The following is a 20,086-nucleotide window of genomic DNA, read 5'->3' as shown; positions in this document are numbered from 1 at the left end:
ATATATATAATTTTATATAAAGTAAATATATTTGAAAAATAATTATTATTTTTCTTTAAATATATAGACAATACAAGAAATTTTATCCAAAAACTTTTCTAGGTTTAAATTATACCATATTTATAGTATGATATGATTATAATTTTATATAATAAATAAGTAAAAATAGTAAAAAATAAATTAAGAACCATTTTTAATAAAAATAAACTTAAGGGGGTCAACCATGAGTGCAAAGGTAATGAATCAATATGGAAGTATAGAAATAGATAATCAAGTAATAGCTCAAGTCACATATAGAGCTGCAATGGAAAGTTATGGTCTAGTAGGTTTAGCATCTAAATCTAAAGGAATAGTAGAATTATTAAAAGGTGAAAATGCTACTAAAGGTGTTAGAGTAGAAGAAGTAGAAGAAGATGCCATAGCAATAGAACTTTATGTTATAATACAATATGGTACAAATATATCTACAGTTGCAAATAACATAATAGATAGAGTTAAATATGTAGTTGAAAAGATGACTGGCGTAAGAGTCACTAAAATTGATATTAATGTACAAGGAATAAGAGTTAAGTAATTTTATAGGAGGAAAGAAATGATTCAGTATATAGATGGTAAAAGGTTAAGAGAGATGTTCATTTCAGGTGCAAACAATCTCCAAAACAATAAAGATTTAGTTGACAAATTAAATGTATTCCCTGTACCAGATGGAGATACAGGGACCAATATGTCCTTAACTATATCTTATGCCTTAAAAGAGTTAGCGAAAGTAGACAATGATAATATATCAGACATCGGAAAAGCATTATCTAAAGGCTCTTTAATGGGTGCGAGAGGAAACTCAGGAGTTATACTTTCACAAATAATTAGAGGTATAGCTAAGTCTATAGAGGGAAAAAGTAAATTATCGACAGATGATTTAGCAAAAGCTTTTAAAAATGGTGCTGATACAGCTTATAAAGCTGTAATAAAACCAATTGAAGGAACTATACTTACTGTAGTTAGAGAGAGCGGAGAGTTTGCAGTAAAAGCTGCTAAAAAAGAAAAAGATGTAGTAAAGTTTTTAAGTATGCTTGTAAAGGAGTCAAACGCTTCACTAGAAAGAACTCCAGACCTCCTAAAAAATCTAAAGGATGCTGGTGTAGTTGATTCTGGAGGAAAAGGGCTTGTACTTATATATGAAGGTATGTTAGCTTCTATAAAGGGTAACAATATAGAAATAAAAAGTGTTAGCCTAGACACTAATGTTGCAACAAATATAGACTTCCCAAAGAATAGCACTAGCACAGATGATATAAAATACTGTTATTGTACAGAATTTATACTAGAAAGTTCTAAAGTAGAAGATACGAAAATACGAGATATAATGATGGCTTATGGTGATAGTCTAGCAGTAGTTGGAGATGATGGAGTCATAAAGGTACATGTACACACTAATGACCCAGGAAACGTGCTTCAAGAAGCTCTAAAGTATGGTCAATTATTAACTATAAAAATAGAAAATATGAAGTTACAACATGAAAATACAATATTGGAAGTAGAAGAAAAAAAAGAAAATGATAGTGAGCCTTTAGAAGAAGAAAGAGAATTTGGATTCATAGCGACTTCTATGGGTGAAGGATTAGCAAATATATTTAAAGATTTTGGTGTTGACCATATAATAGAAGGTGGTCAAACTATGAATCCAAGTACTGAAGACTTTATGAATGCCATAAGGGATATAAATGCTAAAAATATATTTATTTTCCCAAATAACAGCAATATAATAATGGCTGCTAACCAAGCTAAAGAATTGAGTGATAAAAATATAATAGTTATACCTACAAAAAACACACCTCAAGGATTTGCTGCATTAGTAACATTTAATGGAGAATTAAGTGAAGATAAAAATGAAGAAGCTATGATGAATGCTTTAAATTCAGTTAAATCAGGTCAAGTAACTTTTGCTGTTAGGGATACAGTAATGAATGAAATTGATGTTAAAGAAGGTAATATAATTGGAATTGCAGAAGGTAAATTATTATCAGCAGGGGATTATGTAGATGAAGTAACATCAAATCTTATTGAAAAATTGGTTGATGAGGATACTGCTATAATAACTTTATTCTTTGGTGAAGATGTTACAGAATCTCAGGCAAATGAACTTCGTACTTCTTTAGAAGAAAAATTTGAAGATGTAGATGTGGAATTATATTATGGAGGACAACCTCTTTATTATTACTTAATTTCAGTTGAATAATGATTATAAGAACCTGTATGACCATGTAGCTTTTATAAAGTTGGTTGTACAGGATTTTTGTGTAGTAGGTGATATATTTGTTGGATTTATATAAAGATGTTCAATATGTTAAAGGAATAGGCCCTAAAAAAGCCTGTAAGCTAAATAAGCTGGGTATATTCACATTAAAGGACTTATTGTATTATTTTCCAAGGCAATTTGAAGATAGAAACAATCTTAAGAAAATAGCACAGTTGGAGAATGATGAAAAAGCTACAATAAAAGCAGTAATATCAAATATAAATACATTTAGTCCAAAAGAAGGAATGACTTTAACAAAGATTGATGTAAAAGATGAAACTGGTTCAGCTAAATTAGTATTTTTTAATAAAACTTATATAAAAAATACATTTAGACCTGGAGATTCAATATTAGTTTTTGGAAAAGTTAAGAAAAGATTTAATAACTTAGAACTTACATCATGTGAATTAGAATATCTTACTAATTCACCTAAAAATACATGTAGATTTATGCCTGTGTATCAACTTACATATGGTGTTACAAATAAAGAGATTATGAGTATAATTAAGACTGTACTTGAAGATAAGGAATTAATTATACAAGAATACATGCCACAAAGAATTATAGAAAAATATAGATTATGTAACATAGATTTTGCAGTTAGAAATATTCATTCACCAAGCAATAAGGAATCGTTAAAAATAGCTTTATATAGAATTGTATTTGAAGAATTACTTATATTACAGTTGGGACTGTTTGTATTTAAAAGTGGAAGAAATAAAGAAAATGGAATAAAATTTACAACAAGTGAAAGTTTAAAAAATATAATAAGTTCTTTACCATTTAAATTAACTAAAGCTCAGAATAGAGCATTAGATGAAATTATAAATGATATGAATTCTGACAAAATAATGAATAGATTGGTTCAAGGTGATGTAGGTAGTGGGAAAACAGTAGTTGCTCTCTTAGCACTTGCAAATTGTGTCTTAAATGGTTATCAAGGAGCTTTGATGGCACCTACAGAGATATTAGCAGGACAGCATTATATTTCACTTACTGAAACCTTAAAAGATTTTGACATAAATGTCGGCTTATTAATCGGTAGCCTTACAAAAAAACAAAAAGATATGGTATTAGAACAAATTAAAAGTAATGAAATTGATATATTGATAGGAACACATGCACTAATTGAAGATAAAGTTGAATTTAATAATATTGGTCTAGTTATAACAGATGAGCAGCATAGATTTGGAGTTATGCAAAGAAGTAGACTTTCATTAAAAGGAATAAATCCAGATATACTAGTAATGACAGCAACACCAATACCAAGAACATTAGCACTTATACTTTATGGAGATTTAGATATTTCTATTATAGATGAACTCCCACCAGGGAGACAGCCAATAGAAACACTTGCTATTGAAAAGAGCAAGAGAGATAGAGCTTATAATAACCTAGTAAGAAGAGAAGTTGAATCGGGAAGGCAAGTATATATTGTATGTCCATTAGTGGAAGAAAGTGAAGCAATAGAAGCTAAGTCAGCTGTTGAATTAGTAGAGGAATTAAGAGCTGAATACTTCTCAGATTTAAGACTTGGACTTCTTCATGGGAAAATGAAATCAAGTGAAAAAGATGAAGTAATGAGTAACTTTAAGAATAAAGAAATAGATATTCTGGTTTCAACAACAGTTATAGAAGTTGGTGTCAATGTGCCAAATGCAACTCTAATGATAATAGAGAATGCTGAAAGGTTTGGCCTTGCACAATTACATCAGCTTCGAGGTAGAGTTGGGAGAGGAAGCCATAAGTCATATTGTGTACTAATTTATGACTCTAAAACAGATGTATGCAGGCAGAGAATGTCTATAATGGAAGAAACAAATGATGGATTTAGAATTTCAGAAAAGGATTTAGAAATAAGAGGACCTGGAGAGTTTTTTGGGACTAGACAACATGGACTTCCAGAATTAAAGGTAGCAAATTTGTTTAAGCATATAAAAATATTAAAGTTAGCACAGCAGGAAGCACGATATATATTAGGTGAAGATAATAATCTACAATTGAAAGAGAATATTCCACTTAAAAATGAAATTATAGATAAATTTAAAGATACATTGGAAGAAATTTCATTAAATTAATTTTAATTTATGTTAAAATATTATTGATGTAAGAATGTGCTGAAGGGAGATTGTCATATTGAGAGTAATTTCAGGAAAAGCAAGAGGATTAAAATTAAATACTCCAAAAAATGAAGATGTAAGGCCAACAACAGACAGAGTAAAAGAATCTTTATTTAATATAATAAATTCATATATAATGGAAAGTGAAGTTCTAGATTTGTTTGCTGGAACTGGTTCTTTAGGGATAGAATGTTTGTCCAGAGGTGCAAAAGCATGTACTTTTGTAGATATTAGTAAAGAAAGCATAGAAATTGTTAAATCTAATATAAAAAAAGCAAGGGTTGAAAATGAGAGTTTTATTTTAAACCTTGATTTTAAAACTGCTATAGATAAGCTTAAGTTACAAAATAGTAAATTTGACATAATTTTTATGGACCCTCCATATTATAAAAATATGTTTATAGAAGCTATTGAAAAAATTGATAATTCCAATTTATTGAATGGAGATGGAATAATAGTTGTAGAGCATGATACTAATGATTTATTTCCAGATAAAATATGTAAGTTACAAAAAACTAAAGATAAAAAATATGGAAATACTACATTAACTTTTTATAAGGTGGAGGCATAAAATGGAAAACAAACCTAGAAAAGCTATATTTGCAGGAAGCTTTGACCCAATTACTAATGGACATTTAGATATTATTTGCAGGGCTTCGAAGTTATTTGACGAATTACAAATAGGAGTCCTAAATAATCCTAATAAAAAAGGTCTATTTAGCTTTGATGAAAGAGTAGAACTTATAAAAAAAAGTACAAGCCATCTAGAGAATATAAAAGTTGTAACTTTTGATGGGCTATTAATAAGTTACTGTCAAGAAAATGGAATTGGAGCATTAGTTAGAGGTGTAAGAAGTGGTGCTGATGTTGATTATGAGCTTCAAATGGCTCATATGAATAGAGAGCTTAATCCAGATATAGAGACTATAATTTTACCAAGTTGTACAAAATATTCATTTATAAGTTCATCTTTAATAAAAGAGGTTTTGCTCTTTGATGCTGATATAAAAAATTTGGTTCCAAAAATTGTTTTGGAAGAATTAAAGAAAAAAACTACTGGGGGTAATTGATATATGAAGATAGATTTAGAAATGATTGAACTATTTGATCAATTAGAGGAGATAATTAGAAGTGCTTCTACAATTCCTTTTTCACATAAATGTACTGTAGATAAGGATGAAGTTTTAGCAATAGTTAATGATATAAGAACTTTAATACCAGAAGAAGTAACACAGGCAGTTTGGATAAATAAAGAAAGAAATAAAATAATAAGCCAAGCTAAACAAGATGCTACAAACATAGTTGAACAAGCACAAAAAGAAGCTGAAAGAATACAACAAGAATATCAGGAAAATATAGAAGAATTAAAGAAAAATTCTGAAGATGTAGTAAAAGCATATGTAGAGTCAAGCGAACCTGTTGTTCAAGCAGACCAAAGAGCTAAGGATATAGTTGACAGAGCTGAAAGAATAGCCAATGAGATAAGAATTGGTTCAATTGAATATGCAGAAGATGTACTTTCTAGTGTTGAGTATAATTTAAAAGAAATATTAGAAGAAATAAAAAGAGATAAAGCTGAACTTAGACCTAAAAAATAAATTTTTTTAAGTAGATAAAAACAGACCATATAATTATATGGTCTGTTTTTTATGGAGCAATTTAATAAAAGAGATTTTAAAATCAAAAATTTCACTAAAAAATTCTAGTTTATCTTAACTATATTGATTACTATAAAAAATAAAAATAGCAACGTTGCTATAGAAAAAAACTATAATAAAAAAAAACATATAGAAAAAACTGATTAGACAAGAAATACATGCTTTGATAATATTTTAAATGGAGTAAAATTATGTAGAATTACAATGAAAAAAGAAAAACCAAACAAGATGGAGGGAATGAAAGTGAGTATGTTGAAAAAATTGTGTTCACTAGCTATGGTGGCAATTATAACTACAACACTTATAACAGGGTGTTCAAGTGGTAGTGGAAAAGATGCAAAAAAGGATGGAGAAAAAGAAAAGCTAGTTCTTTGGATGCCACCAGTAGAAGATAATATGAAGGAAGTTTGGGACCCTATTTTAGATAAATTTGAGGAAAAAAATAACTGTGAAGTAGATTTACAGATAATTCCTTGGGAAAATTATTCAGAAAAATTTGCAACAGCCATAAGTGCTGATGAAGGCCCTGATGTTGGGTATATGTATGCAGAAATGTATCCTCAGTTTATACAAAGTGGAGCAGTAGAAGATTTAACTAACTATGCAACTAAAGAAGATAAAGAACAATCTATTTACATAAAAACATCTGAAATGATGGGTGGAATGTATGGAATGCCATTCCAAGCAGCAAATCCAGGTGTATTATACTATAACAAAGATATTCTAGATAAGATAGGAGAAAAACCTCCTAAAACATGGGAAGACTTTAAAAGAATCTGCCAAAAAGCAACAAAGGATACTGATGGCGATGGAAAAGTAGACCAATGGGGATTAGCTCAAGGATGGGGAGCTAAAACTTTTGGTAACATGAACTGGAACTGGTATCCATATTTATGGCAAGCTGGTGGAGACATATTTAATGACGATTTAAAATCAGTTAAATTTAATGATAAGAGTGGTTTAGACGCGGCTAATTTCTTAAAAGAATTACAAGCATATGTACCTGAAGATTCTTTATCTAAAGATAGTAATGAAATGATAGAAAGTGTATTTGGACCAGGAAAAGCAGCATTTACTATAATGTTGTCTTCTGCTGCAACAAGTGTATTTGATAAGTCATTCCCAGATTTAAATTGGGGATTTGTAACTGGTTTAGAAGATAAGAAAGTTGCAACTTTTGGAGCAGTAGACCATTTATCTTTAATGTCATCAGCAAAAGATAAAAAACTTGCATATAAATTAATACAATATATGTTAAGTGTTGAATCAATGACAGAATTCCATAAAGCAATACCAAGAGCACCAATAACAAAAGGTGAACCATATCAAGGTGATGAAAGATTTAAAGAAATGGTTGAAAATGATAAGGATGTATATAGACCATTAGTAGTAGGACCACATGGTGTTGAAATATATGAATATTTATGGAAAGAACTTCAAACTATGATTTCAGGAGATAAAACTCCAAAACAAGCATTAGATGATGCTGCAAAATATTCAAATGATTTATTAGCACAATAAAAGTTTAAGGCTGTAAGATGTTATAAAATACTTTACAGATTAAAATTAGCATTGTATTTATAAGTACAATGCTAATATTTATATTGGAGAGGATAAAAATGAATAACTTAGTTAGAGAGTTTGAAGAAAATTCAACAAGAAAAAAATTAAAACTAAATATTAAACCATATATATACATATTACCATTGGGCATAATTTTAGTGGCATTTTATGTATTACCAATAATAATGTCAATATACTTTAGTTTTACAAAGTACAATATTATTAGTCCAGCAACATTTATAGGTTTAGAAAATTATAAAAAATTATTCACAGATGAAACATTAAAAGTATCTATTATAAATACAATTAAATTTGCTGTTGTAGTAGTACCTTGCCAGACTATTTTATCATTGATTTTGGCAGTTTGGATTACAGGAAAAGGAAATAGTAAAATAGCTTCATTTGCTAAAGGAGCTATATTTATACCTGTATTATCATCTATGGTTTTGATTGGTATGGTATGGAGAGCTTTATTAAATGGAGAAGGTTCAATTATATATCAATTATTAGGTGCTTTTGGAATAGAATCATCTAAACTTTTGGGTGATAGTAAGACAGCTCTTCCTACACTTATGTTTATATCTATGTGGAAAAACATAGGATATTTTATGGTAATTTATATTTCAGCTATAATGAATTTACCAAAACATTGTTATGAGGTGGCAAAGGTTGATGGAGCTACAAAACTTCAAGAATTTATGAAAATAACAGTTCCCTTACTAAAGCCAACTACAATAATGGTTGTGTTTTTAGGAACAATATGGTCGTTACAAGTGTTTGACTTGGTTTATACTGTGACAGGTGGAGGTCCAGGTATATCTACTATGAGTATAGTTATGCACGCATTTAACTTAAACTTTAAAAATTTCAATTCTGGATATGCAATGACTGTAGCAAATGTATTATTTTTGTTGATAGCAGTAGTTTCAATTTTACAAAATAAGCTTGTAAAACGAGACAGTTCAGATTTTTAGAAAGGTAGGTATAATATGAAAACAACAAAGAGATTATTGAGTGATGGGTTGCTGTTATTTATAGCATGTGCAAGCTTAGTACCATTTATATATATGTTGATAATATCATTAAAGGTAACATATAATTCGTACAATTTGGATATATCTTTTTCAACAGTAACACTTCAAAACTATATAGATATATTTACTAAAAAAGGATTTATGCAATATTTTTTAAACACAACTATAGTATCTTTTTCAGGAGTACTGTTAAACTTAGTATTTAGTACATTAGCAGGGTATTCTTTTGCGAAGATGGATTTTAAAGGTAGTGATAAGTTATTTTTATTTATGATAATGACTTTAATTATACCATCTCAAGTTACAATGATACCACTTTATATAATAATGAAACACTTAGGATGGATAAATAGCTATTTGGCTCTTATTATGCCAATACCAACTGCATTTGGTGTATTTATAATGAGACAAGCTATTTTAGGAGTACCAAAAGAACTCTTAGAATCAGCAAAAATAGATGGTTGTTCAGACCTTAGAATTTTAGTACAAATAGTGTTACCTCTAATCAAACCAGCATTAATTACACTAGCTATATTTACTTTTATGGGAGCATGGAATGAGTTTATGTGGCCTCTTATAGCAACAACTAAAGATGCAATGAGGACATTAACAGTAGGGCTATCCACTCTTAAGACATTCCAGATAACGAATTATGGACAAATGATGGCAGGAGCAACAATAACATTTTTACCTCCATTTATTTTCTATTTAATTTTACAAAGTAAATTTGTTGAAGGTGTATCTTTATCTGGTATAAAAGGTTAAATAGTCTATTTTAAAAATACAAAATAAAACTTATAGATGCGGAGGAAATTAAAACATGGAAATTTCATATGTATTGAAAGATTGCACATTTAAACACAATAAATACTCAGTTATAGAAGCTGAAACTTGGGAACATAAGGATTTAAATATTGTAGTAGCTAGAGGTGAAAAATTTGCCTTTCAAATTATGTTGAAAGCTACAGAAGAATTTAATTGCACAATTGATGGTAGTAGTGCTATATCATGGAAAGGCTTGGGAAATAGAGTAAGATTAGGACTAAATGTGTCTGATGGATTAGAAAACAATTTTAGTATAAATATATTAGGGTATGTTCAAGATGATACAAAAGCATTTGTAAATGATGCTATTTTGAGAGATAAAGATGTGCTAGTAGAACAATATTTGCCTCAAACGTTTTGGATTGAAGGGCAAGTACCTGAGGCTTTTTTAGGAAATAACTTTAATATAAGTATTGATATATTTAAAAGCTTTGGATATGAAGATGAAGAAAAAATTTGTACAGTTGATGTGCCAATAGAAGTAAAAAATGTTGTGTTAAAGCCTTTAGACGAAAGTAAATTCTTTTTAGATTTATGGCAACATCCAAGTTGTCTAGCTAGAATGTATAAAGTTGAATTGTGGTCTGATATACATTTTGAGATAATAGATAATTATCTCAAAGAACTAGCATCTTTAGGAGAAAAAGTTGCAACAATTATAGTTTCAGATTATCCATGGGCAGGTCAAAGTTGTTATAAAGTTTATAAAAATCCATCAAACTTATACGAATACAATATGGTGGGTGTATCAAAAGATTTAGATGGAAATATCAAGTGTAATTTTGAAAGCATGGACAAATATATAAGTATAGCTAGTAAGTACAAAATGGCTCAGGAGATAGATTTATTTGGTCTGTTGGGTAATTGGTGTGCTGGAGAGTTTGGAAACCCGATAGAGGGCTACAAAGACCCTATAAGAGTAAGATACTTTGATGAAAAAGACAAAGTGTTTAAATTTATAAATAATACAGATGATTTAAAAGCGTATATAGGATTAGTATTAAATCATTTAATAGAATGTGGTCTATGGGATAGCGTCAGAATTATAGCTGATGAACCAAATAATCCAGAGGTCGTAAAAGAGTGTATCGAATTTATAAACTCTACTGTAAGTACTCATCAAGTTAAATATAAATCAGCAACTCATGACCAAAACTTTTTAGATAGAGCTAAAGATGAAGTTGATGACATGTCAATAAATTTAAAACTTACTATTCAAAATTATAAAGATATAGAAAATCTAAAGAAAAAAATGCATGATAAAGGCGGAATATTGACTTGGTTTGTTTGTTGTTTCCCAGAAAAACCAAATAGTTTTATAAGTTCTCCTTTTGTAGAAAATAGAATAATAGGGTGGTATACTTATTATTTTGGTCTTGATGGATTTTTAAGATGGGATTATAATTTATGGACAGAAGACCCTTGGAAAGACGCAAGTTATAAATTCCCTATTTGGAAAGCTGGAGATATGTTCTTTGTTTATCCTGGAAAAGACTTAAAGCCTGTTAGAAGTGTTAGAATGGAAAACTTAAGATTTGGCATACAAGATTTTGAGTTATTCACCATGTTAGAAAAAGAAAAGGGAAGAGAATATATAGAAGTTGAGCTTATGCAAACTTTGTTAAATAAAAAAGAAAATGCTGAAATTAAAGGTTTTGGAAATATAGAGCTTGGATATTCACTAGATAATTGTGGATATGATAAGATAAAAAAACAAGTTTTAGATTTGTTAGATAAATTATAAAAAATATAAGGCATTATATCAAGAAATAATCAAAATTATTTTAAGATATACTGCCTTATATTTTTTTAAAGTATATTTAAAATAAAATTTATAAAGAAGTATAATTAAAGATATCATGATATAATTTAATTTGTTATAATAGGGTACTAATGATATTAAAGCTTCTATAGATAGACTAAACTTAGTAAAGTAATATTATACAAAAAATAAGTTAGGGGGAGAGGAACATAAAAAGAATAGGTATTAGTATAGCAGCCTTTTTGAGTATAGTTTTTGTTGGCGTTTGTTTTGTAATAAGGGGAAATAGTGATACAGTTACAATGCAACGAGGAATAAATATAGGAAATTCATTGGAATCACCAAAAGATTTTCCTTGGGATGTTAAAATGTCAAATAAATATTTTGATGATATAAAAAAGGCAGGTTTTGATACAGTTCGTATACCAGTAAGATTTTCTGATTACACCTCAGATTCTAATGATTATAAAATTGATGAAGAATTCTTCAAAAAGATTGATGGGCATATAAAGTATGCATTGGATAAAGATTTAGTAGTTGTGCTAGATTTACATCACTTTGAAGAAATTATGCAAGAACCACAAACTAATAAAGAAAAATTTTTAAAAATATGGCAGCAAATAGCTAGTAGGTATAAAAACTATGATAAAAACTTGGTATTTGAATTATTAAATGAACCTAAAGAAAGTTTGTCTTCACAGTTACTAAATGAATACTTTGAAGAAGCTATAAATATAATTAGAAAAACTAACCCTAAAAGGACAATTATAGTAGGTCCATATAATTACTATCAAATTGACTATTTAAAGGATTTGAATATTCCTAAAAATTCTAATATAGTAGTTTCATTTCACTATTATGAACCAAATGATTTTGCATTCCAAGGAAATATTTATCATAAAGGGTTTGAGCACTTAAGTAATATTACTTGGGAAGGAACAAATGAACAACTTGAGTATCTAAAGAAAAGATTTGATACAGTAGAGAAGTGGGCTAATAAAAATAATGTAAAAGTTTTCTTGGGAGAGTTTGGAATAACAAAAGAGGCACCAGAAGCTTCAAGAGTAGCTTGGATAAAAGCAGTAAGAGAAGAGGCTGAAAAACGAAATTTTTCATGGGCTTATTGGGAACTTGCTTCTGGATTTGGAATATATAATCAAGTTGAAGGTACTTGGGATGAAGATATATTGAATGCACTAATAGGAAAGAGGTGATTTGGTGAAGAAAAATTCAAAAAAGGTACTTATAACCTTAACTATTATTACTAATATTATATATATATTGTGGAGAATTTTTTATACAATACCCAAAGAAGAAGGGGCGTTTGCATTAATTTGTGCGATAATACTACTTTCAGTGGAGCTAATAGGAATGATGGAAATGTTTGTACATTATTATGGAATGTCTAATATTGAGTATCCTGAAAAGCCAATTATAAGTGAAGAACTTTATCCGCATATAGATGTATTTATTGCAACATATAATGAGTCTGTTGATTTGGTGAGAAAAACAATAAATGGATGTCTTCATATGCAATATCCTGATAAGAAAAAGGTGCATATATACATATGTGATGATGGTAATCGTGAGGAAATGCGTCTTCTGTCAGAAAAAATGGGTGTCAATTATATAACTCGAACAGAAAGAGAAGGAGCTAAAGCTGGAAACCTAAATAATGCAATGCAACAGACAAACTCTCCTTTAATTGCTACGTTTGACGCAGATATGATACCTATGCATGATTTTTTAATTGATACAGTACCATACTTTTTAAAAAATGAGCAAGCTAAAAAAGATGGAGAAAAAGAACAATACGAAAAGATTGGTTTTGTGCAAACACCACAAAGTTTCTATAATCCAGATTTATTTCAATTTAATTTACACTCTGAAGGTAGAATACCAAATGAACAAGATTATTTTTATAGAGATATTCAGTTAGCTAGAAATAAAACCAATTCTGTAATTTATGGTGGTAGTAATACAGTTATTTCAAGAGAAGCTTTAAACGAAGTTGGAGGATTTTATACTTTTTCTATCACAGAAGATTTTGCAACAGGGATTTTAATCCAAAGTAAAGGATATAGATGCTATGCTATTCCAGAGGTACATGCATCAGGATTGTCTCCAACAGATTTAAAAAGTCTTATTAAACAACGTGAAAGATGGGCACGTGGATGTATACAGACGGGCAGACGATTAAATATTTTGTTTAGAAAAGGTTTAGGATTTTGGCAGAAAATAAGTTATATTTCTTCAATTACTTATTGGTATGCAAGTATAAAGCGCTTTACTTATATAATGGCTCCCATTTTATTTTCAGTCTTTAATGTAATTGTTGTAAAATGCACATTACTTCAAGTATTGATATTTTGGTTGCCTATGTATATTTTAAGTAGTCTATCTCTTAAAATATTTTCTCAAAATATAAGAAATACAAGATGGACTAACATATATGAAACTATAATGTTTCAGTCTTTAATGCCAGCAGTAATACTTGAAACATTTGCAATATCTAAGAATAAGTTTTCAGTGACTAATAAAAATAAAGCAGAAGAAAAAAGAATATATAAGGTCTTGCAGGGAGTACCATATTTTATCTACATAGTGTTATCTATAATAGGAATCTTAAAGATGTTTATATCAATATTTAAAATGAATTCAATGACATACTCAGTTGTACTGTTTTGGTTAATTGGAAATCTTTTTAACCTTATTATGGCAATGTTGTTTATATCAGGAAGACAGCAATTGAGAAAATCTGAGCGTTATGTTGCTGAAATTGATTTTAAACTAAAGCAAAATTCGTACATTCTTTCTTCAAAAACGATTGATATATCAGAAAATGGATTTGCATTTTTGTTGGAAAATCCAGAGTATATTTCTCCAGAAGAATTTGAGATAGAGTTTAGAGAAAAATCAGGAAATGAAATATATATAGCTAGTATGAAGGCAAAAATAGTTAATGTTGTGGAAATAAACTCGAAATGGAAGTATGCATGTTACATTACACACATTGAAGATAATCAATTTGATAATTGGATGTGTATTGTTCATGATAGGATACCTACTTTGCCAATGACAATATCTAATCAATTAGGTTTTTTTGATGACTTGCAAATTAATGTAAAAAAACGTATTGAAAAATCCAAAACTTTATCGCGAAGAAGTCCAAGAATTAATACAGATTTTGAACGCACTATAGAAAATATAGGTAAGGTAAAACTGGTAAATTTTAATTATCAGTATGTATTACTAAGTTTTGAAAATAAAAATATTTATCCTCAAAAAATAGAAATAGAACTTAATGAAGATATTATACTTGAATGTGATTTATGTGAAGGTAAAGCTGATGTGAGAGGTGTTCTATACAAGGTAAATAATATTGATAGTATAATGCAAAATTTATTTTTAAGAGAGGAAATGATGGAGTGGATATTACAACATAAAACAATTATAATTTCAAAACCTAATGAAAAGAAAGACGAATGCACAGATGAGTTTGAGCCCATGAAATATATTTAGGAGAGATAAAATGAAAATTTTAAAAGTGTTTTTGTGTTATTTAAAATATTTTATTTTAGTGTTTATTTTTTTTATAAACAGTATTTTTATAAGTTCAGCAATAAGTAATAAAAATTTAGATTTATCTTTTAAAAAGGTGGAAAGTAATTTAAGTGCTAACATTATACATGAAAATATGAGCATAAAAATAGAGACAGAGAGTTCTAAAAATAATAAAGAACGTTATCTATATATTTATAAAAATATAAAAGAGGACTGGAATGGATTCCATAATTTTTATATTGAGATTCAAAATAAAAATAAAAGTTCTCAGCGAATTAATTTAAATATACAAAGTAAGGATATGCTTGACTTTAAGTTAAAAGAAGGTAGCGAAATATTTATTGAAAATCAAAATATAATATATTCAGATAAAATAAAAGATGGATGCATAGATATACCAGGTGAGTTTGAGGGAAAAATTTATGTAAATTTTAGCAGTTTTATAAATGATAAAAATAATGTCGTGTTAGATTCAAATGTGCTATCAGATATTAATGGGTGGGGAATTACATTTATTCCATCTAATGAAGAACATAATGTTATTACAATAAGAAAAGTATCTTTACTTTTAGAGGAGCAACTTGAATCCTTGCATAATATTAAAATAATTGGTGATGAAGAAGTACAAATACCTGTATTGGGTCAAAGTATAAGTCAATATAAAGTGTCAGGACTAGAAAATAGTTCAAAAATTAAGTACTCATTTGTAGAAAAACAAAACAATGTAAATATATCTCAAGAAGGTAAATTAACATTAAATAATGAAGTACAACCTGGAGAAATTATTTTACAAGTTAATGTTGATGACAAATTTAAAGTTGGAAAGAAGATAGCATTGACTCAGTCTTGGAGTATTAATCAAAAAGATAAAGATGGTGTTCCATATACTTTAGTAGCTCCTAAACAATCACCAACAGTACAAAATATGAAAACAGTAAATTTTATAAATAACAGTTTAAATTTTATTCGCATTTTATTTATATCCTTAGTAGTAATATGTTTAGGTATATACTTATATTGGAAAAAATACTCAAAAACTGAGTAAAGAGAGGAGGTATAGCATGTTATTTTCAAGTTTGATTTTTTTATTTTATTTTTTGCCAACAACTCTGGTATTATATTATTTATTTAGATTTAATCGGACAATCCAAAATATGATATTACTTATTGTTAGTTTATTTTTTTATGCATGGGGAGAACCGAAATTTGTTGTTATTATGATAGCTTCGATAATAATGAACTATATATTTGGTTTACTAGTAGATAGATACAGAAAAAGTAAAGGTAAAGTAAGGCTTATTTTGATTTTGATGTGTATATATAATATAGGTGTTCTATTTATATTTAAATATCTAGCTTTTGCACTAAGAAATATTAGTTCACTTATTAATACAGAACTTGCCATTCCAAGTATTGTTTTACCTATAGGTATTTCATTTTTTACCTTCCAAGGAATGTCTTATGTTATAGATGTTTATCGTAGACATGGAGAAGTTCAAAAGAACCCTTTTTATGTAGGATTATATATAGCTTTTTTCCCACAATTAATAGCAGGACCTATAGTTAGATATGAAAGTGTTGCAGAACAAATTCATAACAGAAAAGAAACATGGAATAAATTTTCTATTGGAACCTGTAGGTTTATAACTGGTTTAGGTAAAAAAGTATTAATTTCTAATAATATGGCAATAGTAGCAGATTATATTTACACTATGAATAGTCAAGGTTCAATAGCTTATACTTTACAAATATTTTTTGACTTTTCTGCGTATTCGGATATGGCCATAGGTTTAGGTCTTATGTTTGGTTTTAAATTTGAAGAAAACTTTAATTATCCATATATTTCAAAATCAATTTCCGAGTTTTGGAGAAGATGGCATATTTCTTTAGGAATGTGGTTTAAGAGTTATATATACTTTCCACTTGGTGGTTCTAGAGTTTTAAATAAAGACATTATGATTAGAAATATGTTTATAGTATGGTTATTTACTGGAATATGGCATGGTGCAGAATGGACATTTGTGATTTGGGGGATTTTGAATTTTGTTTTTTTAATTATAGAGAGATTTATAATGTTTGAAAAGATTGAAAATCATAATCTCATAAAACATATCTATACTTTACTAGTAGTAAACTTTGGATGGGTACTGTTCAGAGCTCCAAATTTAAATGAAGCATATAACTATTTTAAAGCTATGTTTGGTGCAAGTGGAGTTATATGGAGTGACTATACATATATGTTCTTGAAAGAATACTTGATTTTCTTTATATTTGCATTTATTTTTAGTGTACCTATTGCAAAGAAAGTTAATAAATTTGTTGTTGAACATGCTAAATACAGTACATTATTTAATTTATTTTATCCAATTTGTTCTATTTTATTGTTCTTTATTTCTGTGACATATTTAGTAACTGGAAGTTATAATCCATTTATTTACTTTAATTTTTAGCTGAGGAGGAAAAGTATGAATAGATTTTTTAAAGTAAGGCTAATAACTACAATTATATTCTTAGTTGTTTTATTCACCTTCTCTATCTCTAATATCTGTTATTCTGGAAAAGATATGATACAAGAAATAAAAAATTCAATTAATGATAAGAATAGTTTAAAGGATACTATATCGTCTATTGATAATACAGTAAATGACAAAGTGATATATAAAAATACTTTTATTGAAACTTATGGATATTTACAAAAACTAATGGGTAAAAATGAATTTTCAAAGTTTAATGTTGTGAAAGATACTTCTGGAAAAATGCATTACACATATTTTGCTAAATCTCCAAATCAAGTTGATGTATTGGTAGATAGAGTAAGTAAGTTCTCTAAGGAAATGGATAAACAAAATACTAAATTGGTTTATTTAATGACTCCAGATAAATATATAAAAGGAGTGACACAGTTTCCTAAAGGCATACCTTATTCCTATAGTAATGAGACAGCAGATAATTTTTTAAATGAGATAAAAAAGGATAATGTTGACTATATAGATTTTAGAGAAAATATTTTAAAAAGTGGTATTTCAAAAGATGATTTATTCTTTAAAACAGACCACCATTGGAAAGTAGAGACTTCGTTTTGGGCATTTGGAGAATTAATTGAACAGCTTAATAAAAAATATAATATGAAATTAGATGAAAATTATTATTATAGAGATAAAGAAAACTATAATTCGATTGTATATCCTAGGTCATTTCTTGGTTCTATGGGAAGAAAGACAGGAGTTTTATATGGTGGGATAGATGATTTTACACTAATTTATCCTAAATTTAAGACGAATTATACATACTATACAGATTCTAAATCTCAAAAATTTGAATTAAAAGGAAGATTTGAAGAGAGTTTGATATTATCATACCCTTTTAATGCTGACCTTAATTTAATGGATGGACAATCAGATAAATATTTTACATATTTATTGGGGAATCGTCCACTAGTTAAAATTAAAAATATAGAAAATCCAGAAGGATTAAAAGTGTTATTTGTTAAGGACTCATTAATTGTACCAACAGCAGCATTCTTTTCTTCTGTTTGTTCAACTATGGATATGATAGACCCTAGATATTATGATGGAGATATATTAGAATATGCAAAGTCTCAAGATTATGACTTTGTTTTTATATCTGTATATCCTCAAAACCTTACAAAAGAATTTTTTCCATTTTGTAAATAAAATAAAAAATAAATGGCTAACTTTGTACTATGTCAGCCATTTATTTTTTATGATTCTTTTTAAGAAATATTTTTCTTATTGAATACTTCTTTATCAACTTTTCCAAGTGATTTACCTACAGTAATTGAAGATACCATAGCTCCATTGACATTTATCATTGTACGTCCCATATCTAGTATAGGGTCTATTGCAAGTATTCCACCAACTAGTGGGAAATAAGAACCAAGACCTACTCCAGAAATAACAACCGAAACAGCTATTGTAGCAGTTCCTGGAAGTCCTGCTATCCCAAGTGAACTAATTGTTATAACAATTAACAGCATAACATAAAAACTGATATCCATATTTACTCCAGCCATATTAGCAAGAGTAACAGCCATTAAAGCAGGATATATGCCAGCACAACCATTCATACCCATATTTGCACCTAAACTTGCTGTAAAGCTTGATACACCCTCATCAACTCCGTGATTTTGTACTAAACTTTCTATCGTAACAGGCAATGTTCCCAAACTAGAACGTGAAGTAAATGCTAGAAGTAGAGCTTCAGTTGAATTTTTTATATAAGTAATAGGATTTAGACCATTTAAAGTTATAAAAATTAAATGTATAACAAATAATATTGCCACTGATATATAAAGAGCTAATATAAAATATAAAACAGAAATTATTGAACTAATACCTTGTGAAGTTATTGTATTTGCAAGTAGTGCAACTACAGCATAAGGCATAAATTTGATAACAGTCATAGATACACTAACAATTATTTTGTAAGATGCTTCTGTAAAATCTATAAATGGCTTTATAGTTTCAAAATGTTTTTTACTTAATCTCTTTATTGAGGTACCTATAAATGTAGCAAATATTATTGTAGCTACAATATTTCCATTTGCCATAGCCATTACAGGGTTTGATGGCAATAATCCTCTTAAAGTATCTACAAGAGAGTTTATTTCCTTAAGCTCTTGATTTCCACCTAAACTAGATAAGTCAGCTCCTACTCCTAATTTCATTGTGTTTGCAACAACAATTCCAACAATTGCTGCTATAGCTGTAGTAATAAGGAGCATTCCTAGAGATTTAAATGTTAAAGTTCCAAGATTATTATCTTTCATGTTAATAATTACTTTTATAATTGATAAGAAAACCAAAGGTATTACTAACATTTTTAATAAGTCCATAAATCCAGAACCAAATAAACTATACCATTTGCTTACTTCTTGCAACCAAGTGATTTGAGTTGTATCAGTAGGAAAACCAGCAAAAGCTTGAATAATAATTCCTAATATAAGACCAATTATTGTAGCATATATTGTTCTCAATGAAAATTTGATTTTTTTCTTTTCAAATTGTCTAACAATAAAAAATATACCTATAAGTAATACTATGAAAAAAATCGTTTTAAAATCTGTAATCATAAGAAATTGTGATAAGAATGAGCTTTCCAATATTTTTTCTCCTTTGTCTAAAAATAAATTTTTCTAAGTTTAAATGATATCAATATATTAAAAAAATGTCAATATTATATCACAATTTACCGAGATAGAATAAAATGATTTAATTTATCAAAATGTGATTAAATAGATGGAA

The 20,086-nt window shown here is 28.3% G+C and carries 16 protein-coding genes; 15 read left to right on the top strand and 1 reads right to left on the bottom strand.

Annotated features, from left to right (window positions below; all coding sequences use genetic code 11):
- The first annotated feature begins 223 nt into the window (after window positions 1-223).
- From KGF52_RS05530 to KGF52_RS05460, 15 genes are all read left to right on the top strand, one after another.
- Window positions 224-574 carry an Asp23/Gls24 family envelope stress response protein gene (locus KGF52_RS05530; RefSeq protein ID WP_227432491.1) on the top strand — a complete coding sequence of 117 codons (351 nt, stop codon included), beginning with the start codon at window positions 224-226 and terminating at the stop codon, window positions 572-574.
- A gap of 18 nt (window positions 575-592) precedes the next feature.
- A complete protein-coding gene (locus KGF52_RS05525; protein WP_227839423.1) occupies window positions 593-2,236 on the top strand; it encodes a DAK2 domain-containing protein in 1,644 nt (547 codons plus the stop codon).
- An 80-nt stretch (window positions 2,237-2,316) separates the two neighbouring features.
- Window positions 2,317-4,374: an ATP-dependent DNA helicase RecG gene (recG, locus tag KGF52_RS05520; RefSeq protein ID WP_227839422.1), complete on the top strand. Its 2,058-nt coding sequence runs from the start codon at window positions 2,317-2,319 to the stop codon at window positions 4,372-4,374.
- A gap of 58 nt (window positions 4,375-4,432) precedes the next feature.
- Entirely contained in the window at window positions 4,433-4,987 is a 555-nt protein-coding gene (gene rsmD, locus KGF52_RS05515; protein WP_227839421.1) for a 16S rRNA (guanine(966)-N(2))-methyltransferase RsmD, read from the top strand.
- A gap of 1 nt (window position 4,988) precedes the next feature.
- Window positions 4,989-5,486: a pantetheine-phosphate adenylyltransferase gene (coaD, locus tag KGF52_RS05510; protein ID WP_227432495.1), complete on the top strand. Its 498-nt coding sequence runs from the start codon at window positions 4,989-4,991 to the stop codon at window positions 5,484-5,486.
- Window positions 5,487-5,489: 3 nt separating this feature from the next.
- Window positions 5,490-6,014: a hypothetical protein gene (locus KGF52_RS05505; protein WP_227828134.1), complete on the top strand. Its 525-nt coding sequence runs from the start codon at window positions 5,490-5,492 to the stop codon at window positions 6,012-6,014.
- A gap of 264 nt (window positions 6,015-6,278) precedes the next feature.
- Window positions 6,279-7,595 (top strand): ABC transporter substrate-binding protein, encoded by a 1,317-nt coding sequence (locus KGF52_RS05500; RefSeq protein WP_413927387.1) that lies wholly within the window; start codon window positions 6,279-6,281, stop codon window positions 7,593-7,595.
- A 98-nt stretch (window positions 7,596-7,693) separates the two neighbouring features.
- On the top strand, window positions 7,694-8,611 hold the full coding sequence (locus KGF52_RS05495) for a carbohydrate ABC transporter permease (protein WP_227839420.1): 918 nt from the start codon (window positions 7,694-7,696) through the stop codon (window positions 8,609-8,611).
- Window positions 8,612-8,626: 15 nt separating this feature from the next.
- Window positions 8,627-9,436 (top strand): carbohydrate ABC transporter permease, encoded by an 810-nt coding sequence (locus KGF52_RS05490; RefSeq protein ID WP_227828137.1) that lies wholly within the window; start codon window positions 8,627-8,629, stop codon window positions 9,434-9,436.
- Window positions 9,437-9,491: 55 nt separating this feature from the next.
- Window positions 9,492-11,240, top strand: coding sequence for a DUF4091 domain-containing protein (locus KGF52_RS05485; protein WP_227839419.1), 1,749 nt, complete (start codon window positions 9,492-9,494; stop codon window positions 11,238-11,240).
- Window positions 11,241-11,500: 260 nt separating this feature from the next.
- Window positions 11,501-12,472 (top strand): glycoside hydrolase family 5 protein, encoded by a 972-nt coding sequence (locus tag KGF52_RS05480; protein ID WP_227839418.1) that lies wholly within the window; start codon window positions 11,501-11,503, stop codon window positions 12,470-12,472.
- A gap of 4 nt (window positions 12,473-12,476) precedes the next feature.
- A complete protein-coding gene (locus KGF52_RS05475) occupies window positions 12,477-14,780 on the top strand; it encodes a glycosyltransferase (RefSeq protein ID WP_227839417.1) in 2,304 nt (767 codons plus the stop codon).
- A 10-nt stretch (window positions 14,781-14,790) separates the two neighbouring features.
- Window positions 14,791-15,867: a hypothetical protein gene (locus KGF52_RS05470; RefSeq protein WP_227839416.1), complete on the top strand. Its 1,077-nt coding sequence runs from the start codon at window positions 14,791-14,793 to the stop codon at window positions 15,865-15,867.
- Window positions 15,868-15,883: 16 nt separating this feature from the next.
- On the top strand, window positions 15,884-17,272 hold the full coding sequence (locus tag KGF52_RS05465; RefSeq protein ID WP_227839415.1) for an MBOAT family O-acyltransferase: 1,389 nt from the start codon (window positions 15,884-15,886) through the stop codon (window positions 17,270-17,272).
- A 15-nt stretch (window positions 17,273-17,287) separates the two neighbouring features.
- Window positions 17,288-18,496, top strand: a complete 1,209-nt coding sequence (locus tag KGF52_RS05460; RefSeq protein WP_227839414.1) for an alginate O-acetyltransferase AlgX-related protein — start codon at window positions 17,288-17,290, stop codon at window positions 18,494-18,496.
- A 59-nt stretch (window positions 18,497-18,555) separates the two neighbouring features.
- Here KGF52_RS05460 and KGF52_RS05455 read toward each other — a convergent pair whose 3' ends face one another.
- Complete coding sequence (locus KGF52_RS05455; protein ID WP_227839413.1) at window positions 18,556-19,944, bottom strand: cation:dicarboxylate symporter family transporter; 1,389 nt, start codon at window positions 19,942-19,944, stop codon at window positions 18,556-18,558.
- Between the last annotated feature and the right edge of the window lie 142 nt (window positions 19,945-20,086).

The organism is Clostridioides sp. ZZV15-6597, from assembly GCF_020657815.1.
GTDB lineage: Bacteria > Bacillota > Clostridia > Peptostreptococcales > Peptostreptococcaceae > Clostridioides.
The sequence above is the reverse complement of the archived record's forward strand: the minus strand, read 5'-3'. Positions and strand labels throughout refer to the sequence as shown.

Excerpts from the sequence above, each read along its gene's own strand:
- KGF52_RS05530 (WP_227432491.1), top strand. The coding sequence starts at position 224 with ATGAGTGCAAAGGTAATGAATCAATATGGAAGTATAGAAATAGATAAT.
- KGF52_RS05525 (WP_227839423.1), top strand. The coding sequence starts at position 593 with ATGATTCAGTATATAGATGGTAAAAGGTTAAGAGAGATGTTCATTTCA.
- coaD (WP_227432495.1), top strand. The coding sequence starts at position 4,989 with ATGGAAAACAAACCTAGAAAAGCTATATTTGCAGGAAGCTTTGACCCA.
- KGF52_RS05505 (WP_227828134.1), top strand. The coding sequence starts at position 5,490 with ATGAAGATAGATTTAGAAATGATTGAACTATTTGATCAATTAGAGGAG.
- KGF52_RS05500 (WP_413927387.1), top strand. The coding sequence starts at position 6,279 with ATGAAAAAAGAAAAACCAAACAAGATGGAGGGAATGAAAGTGAGTATG.
- KGF52_RS05495 (WP_227839420.1), top strand. The coding sequence starts at position 7,694 with ATGAATAACTTAGTTAGAGAGTTTGAAGAAAATTCAACAAGAAAAAAA.
- KGF52_RS05490 (WP_227828137.1), top strand. The coding sequence starts at position 8,627 with ATGAAAACAACAAAGAGATTATTGAGTGATGGGTTGCTGTTATTTATA.
- KGF52_RS05485 (WP_227839419.1), top strand. The coding sequence starts at position 9,492 with ATGGAAATTTCATATGTATTGAAAGATTGCACATTTAAACACAATAAA.
- KGF52_RS05470 (WP_227839416.1), top strand. The coding sequence starts at position 14,791 with ATGAAAATTTTAAAAGTGTTTTTGTGTTATTTAAAATATTTTATTTTA.
- KGF52_RS05465 (WP_227839415.1), top strand. The coding sequence starts at position 15,884 with ATGTTATTTTCAAGTTTGATTTTTTTATTTTATTTTTTGCCAACAACT.
- KGF52_RS05460 (WP_227839414.1), top strand. The coding sequence starts at position 17,288 with ATGAATAGATTTTTTAAAGTAAGGCTAATAACTACAATTATATTCTTA.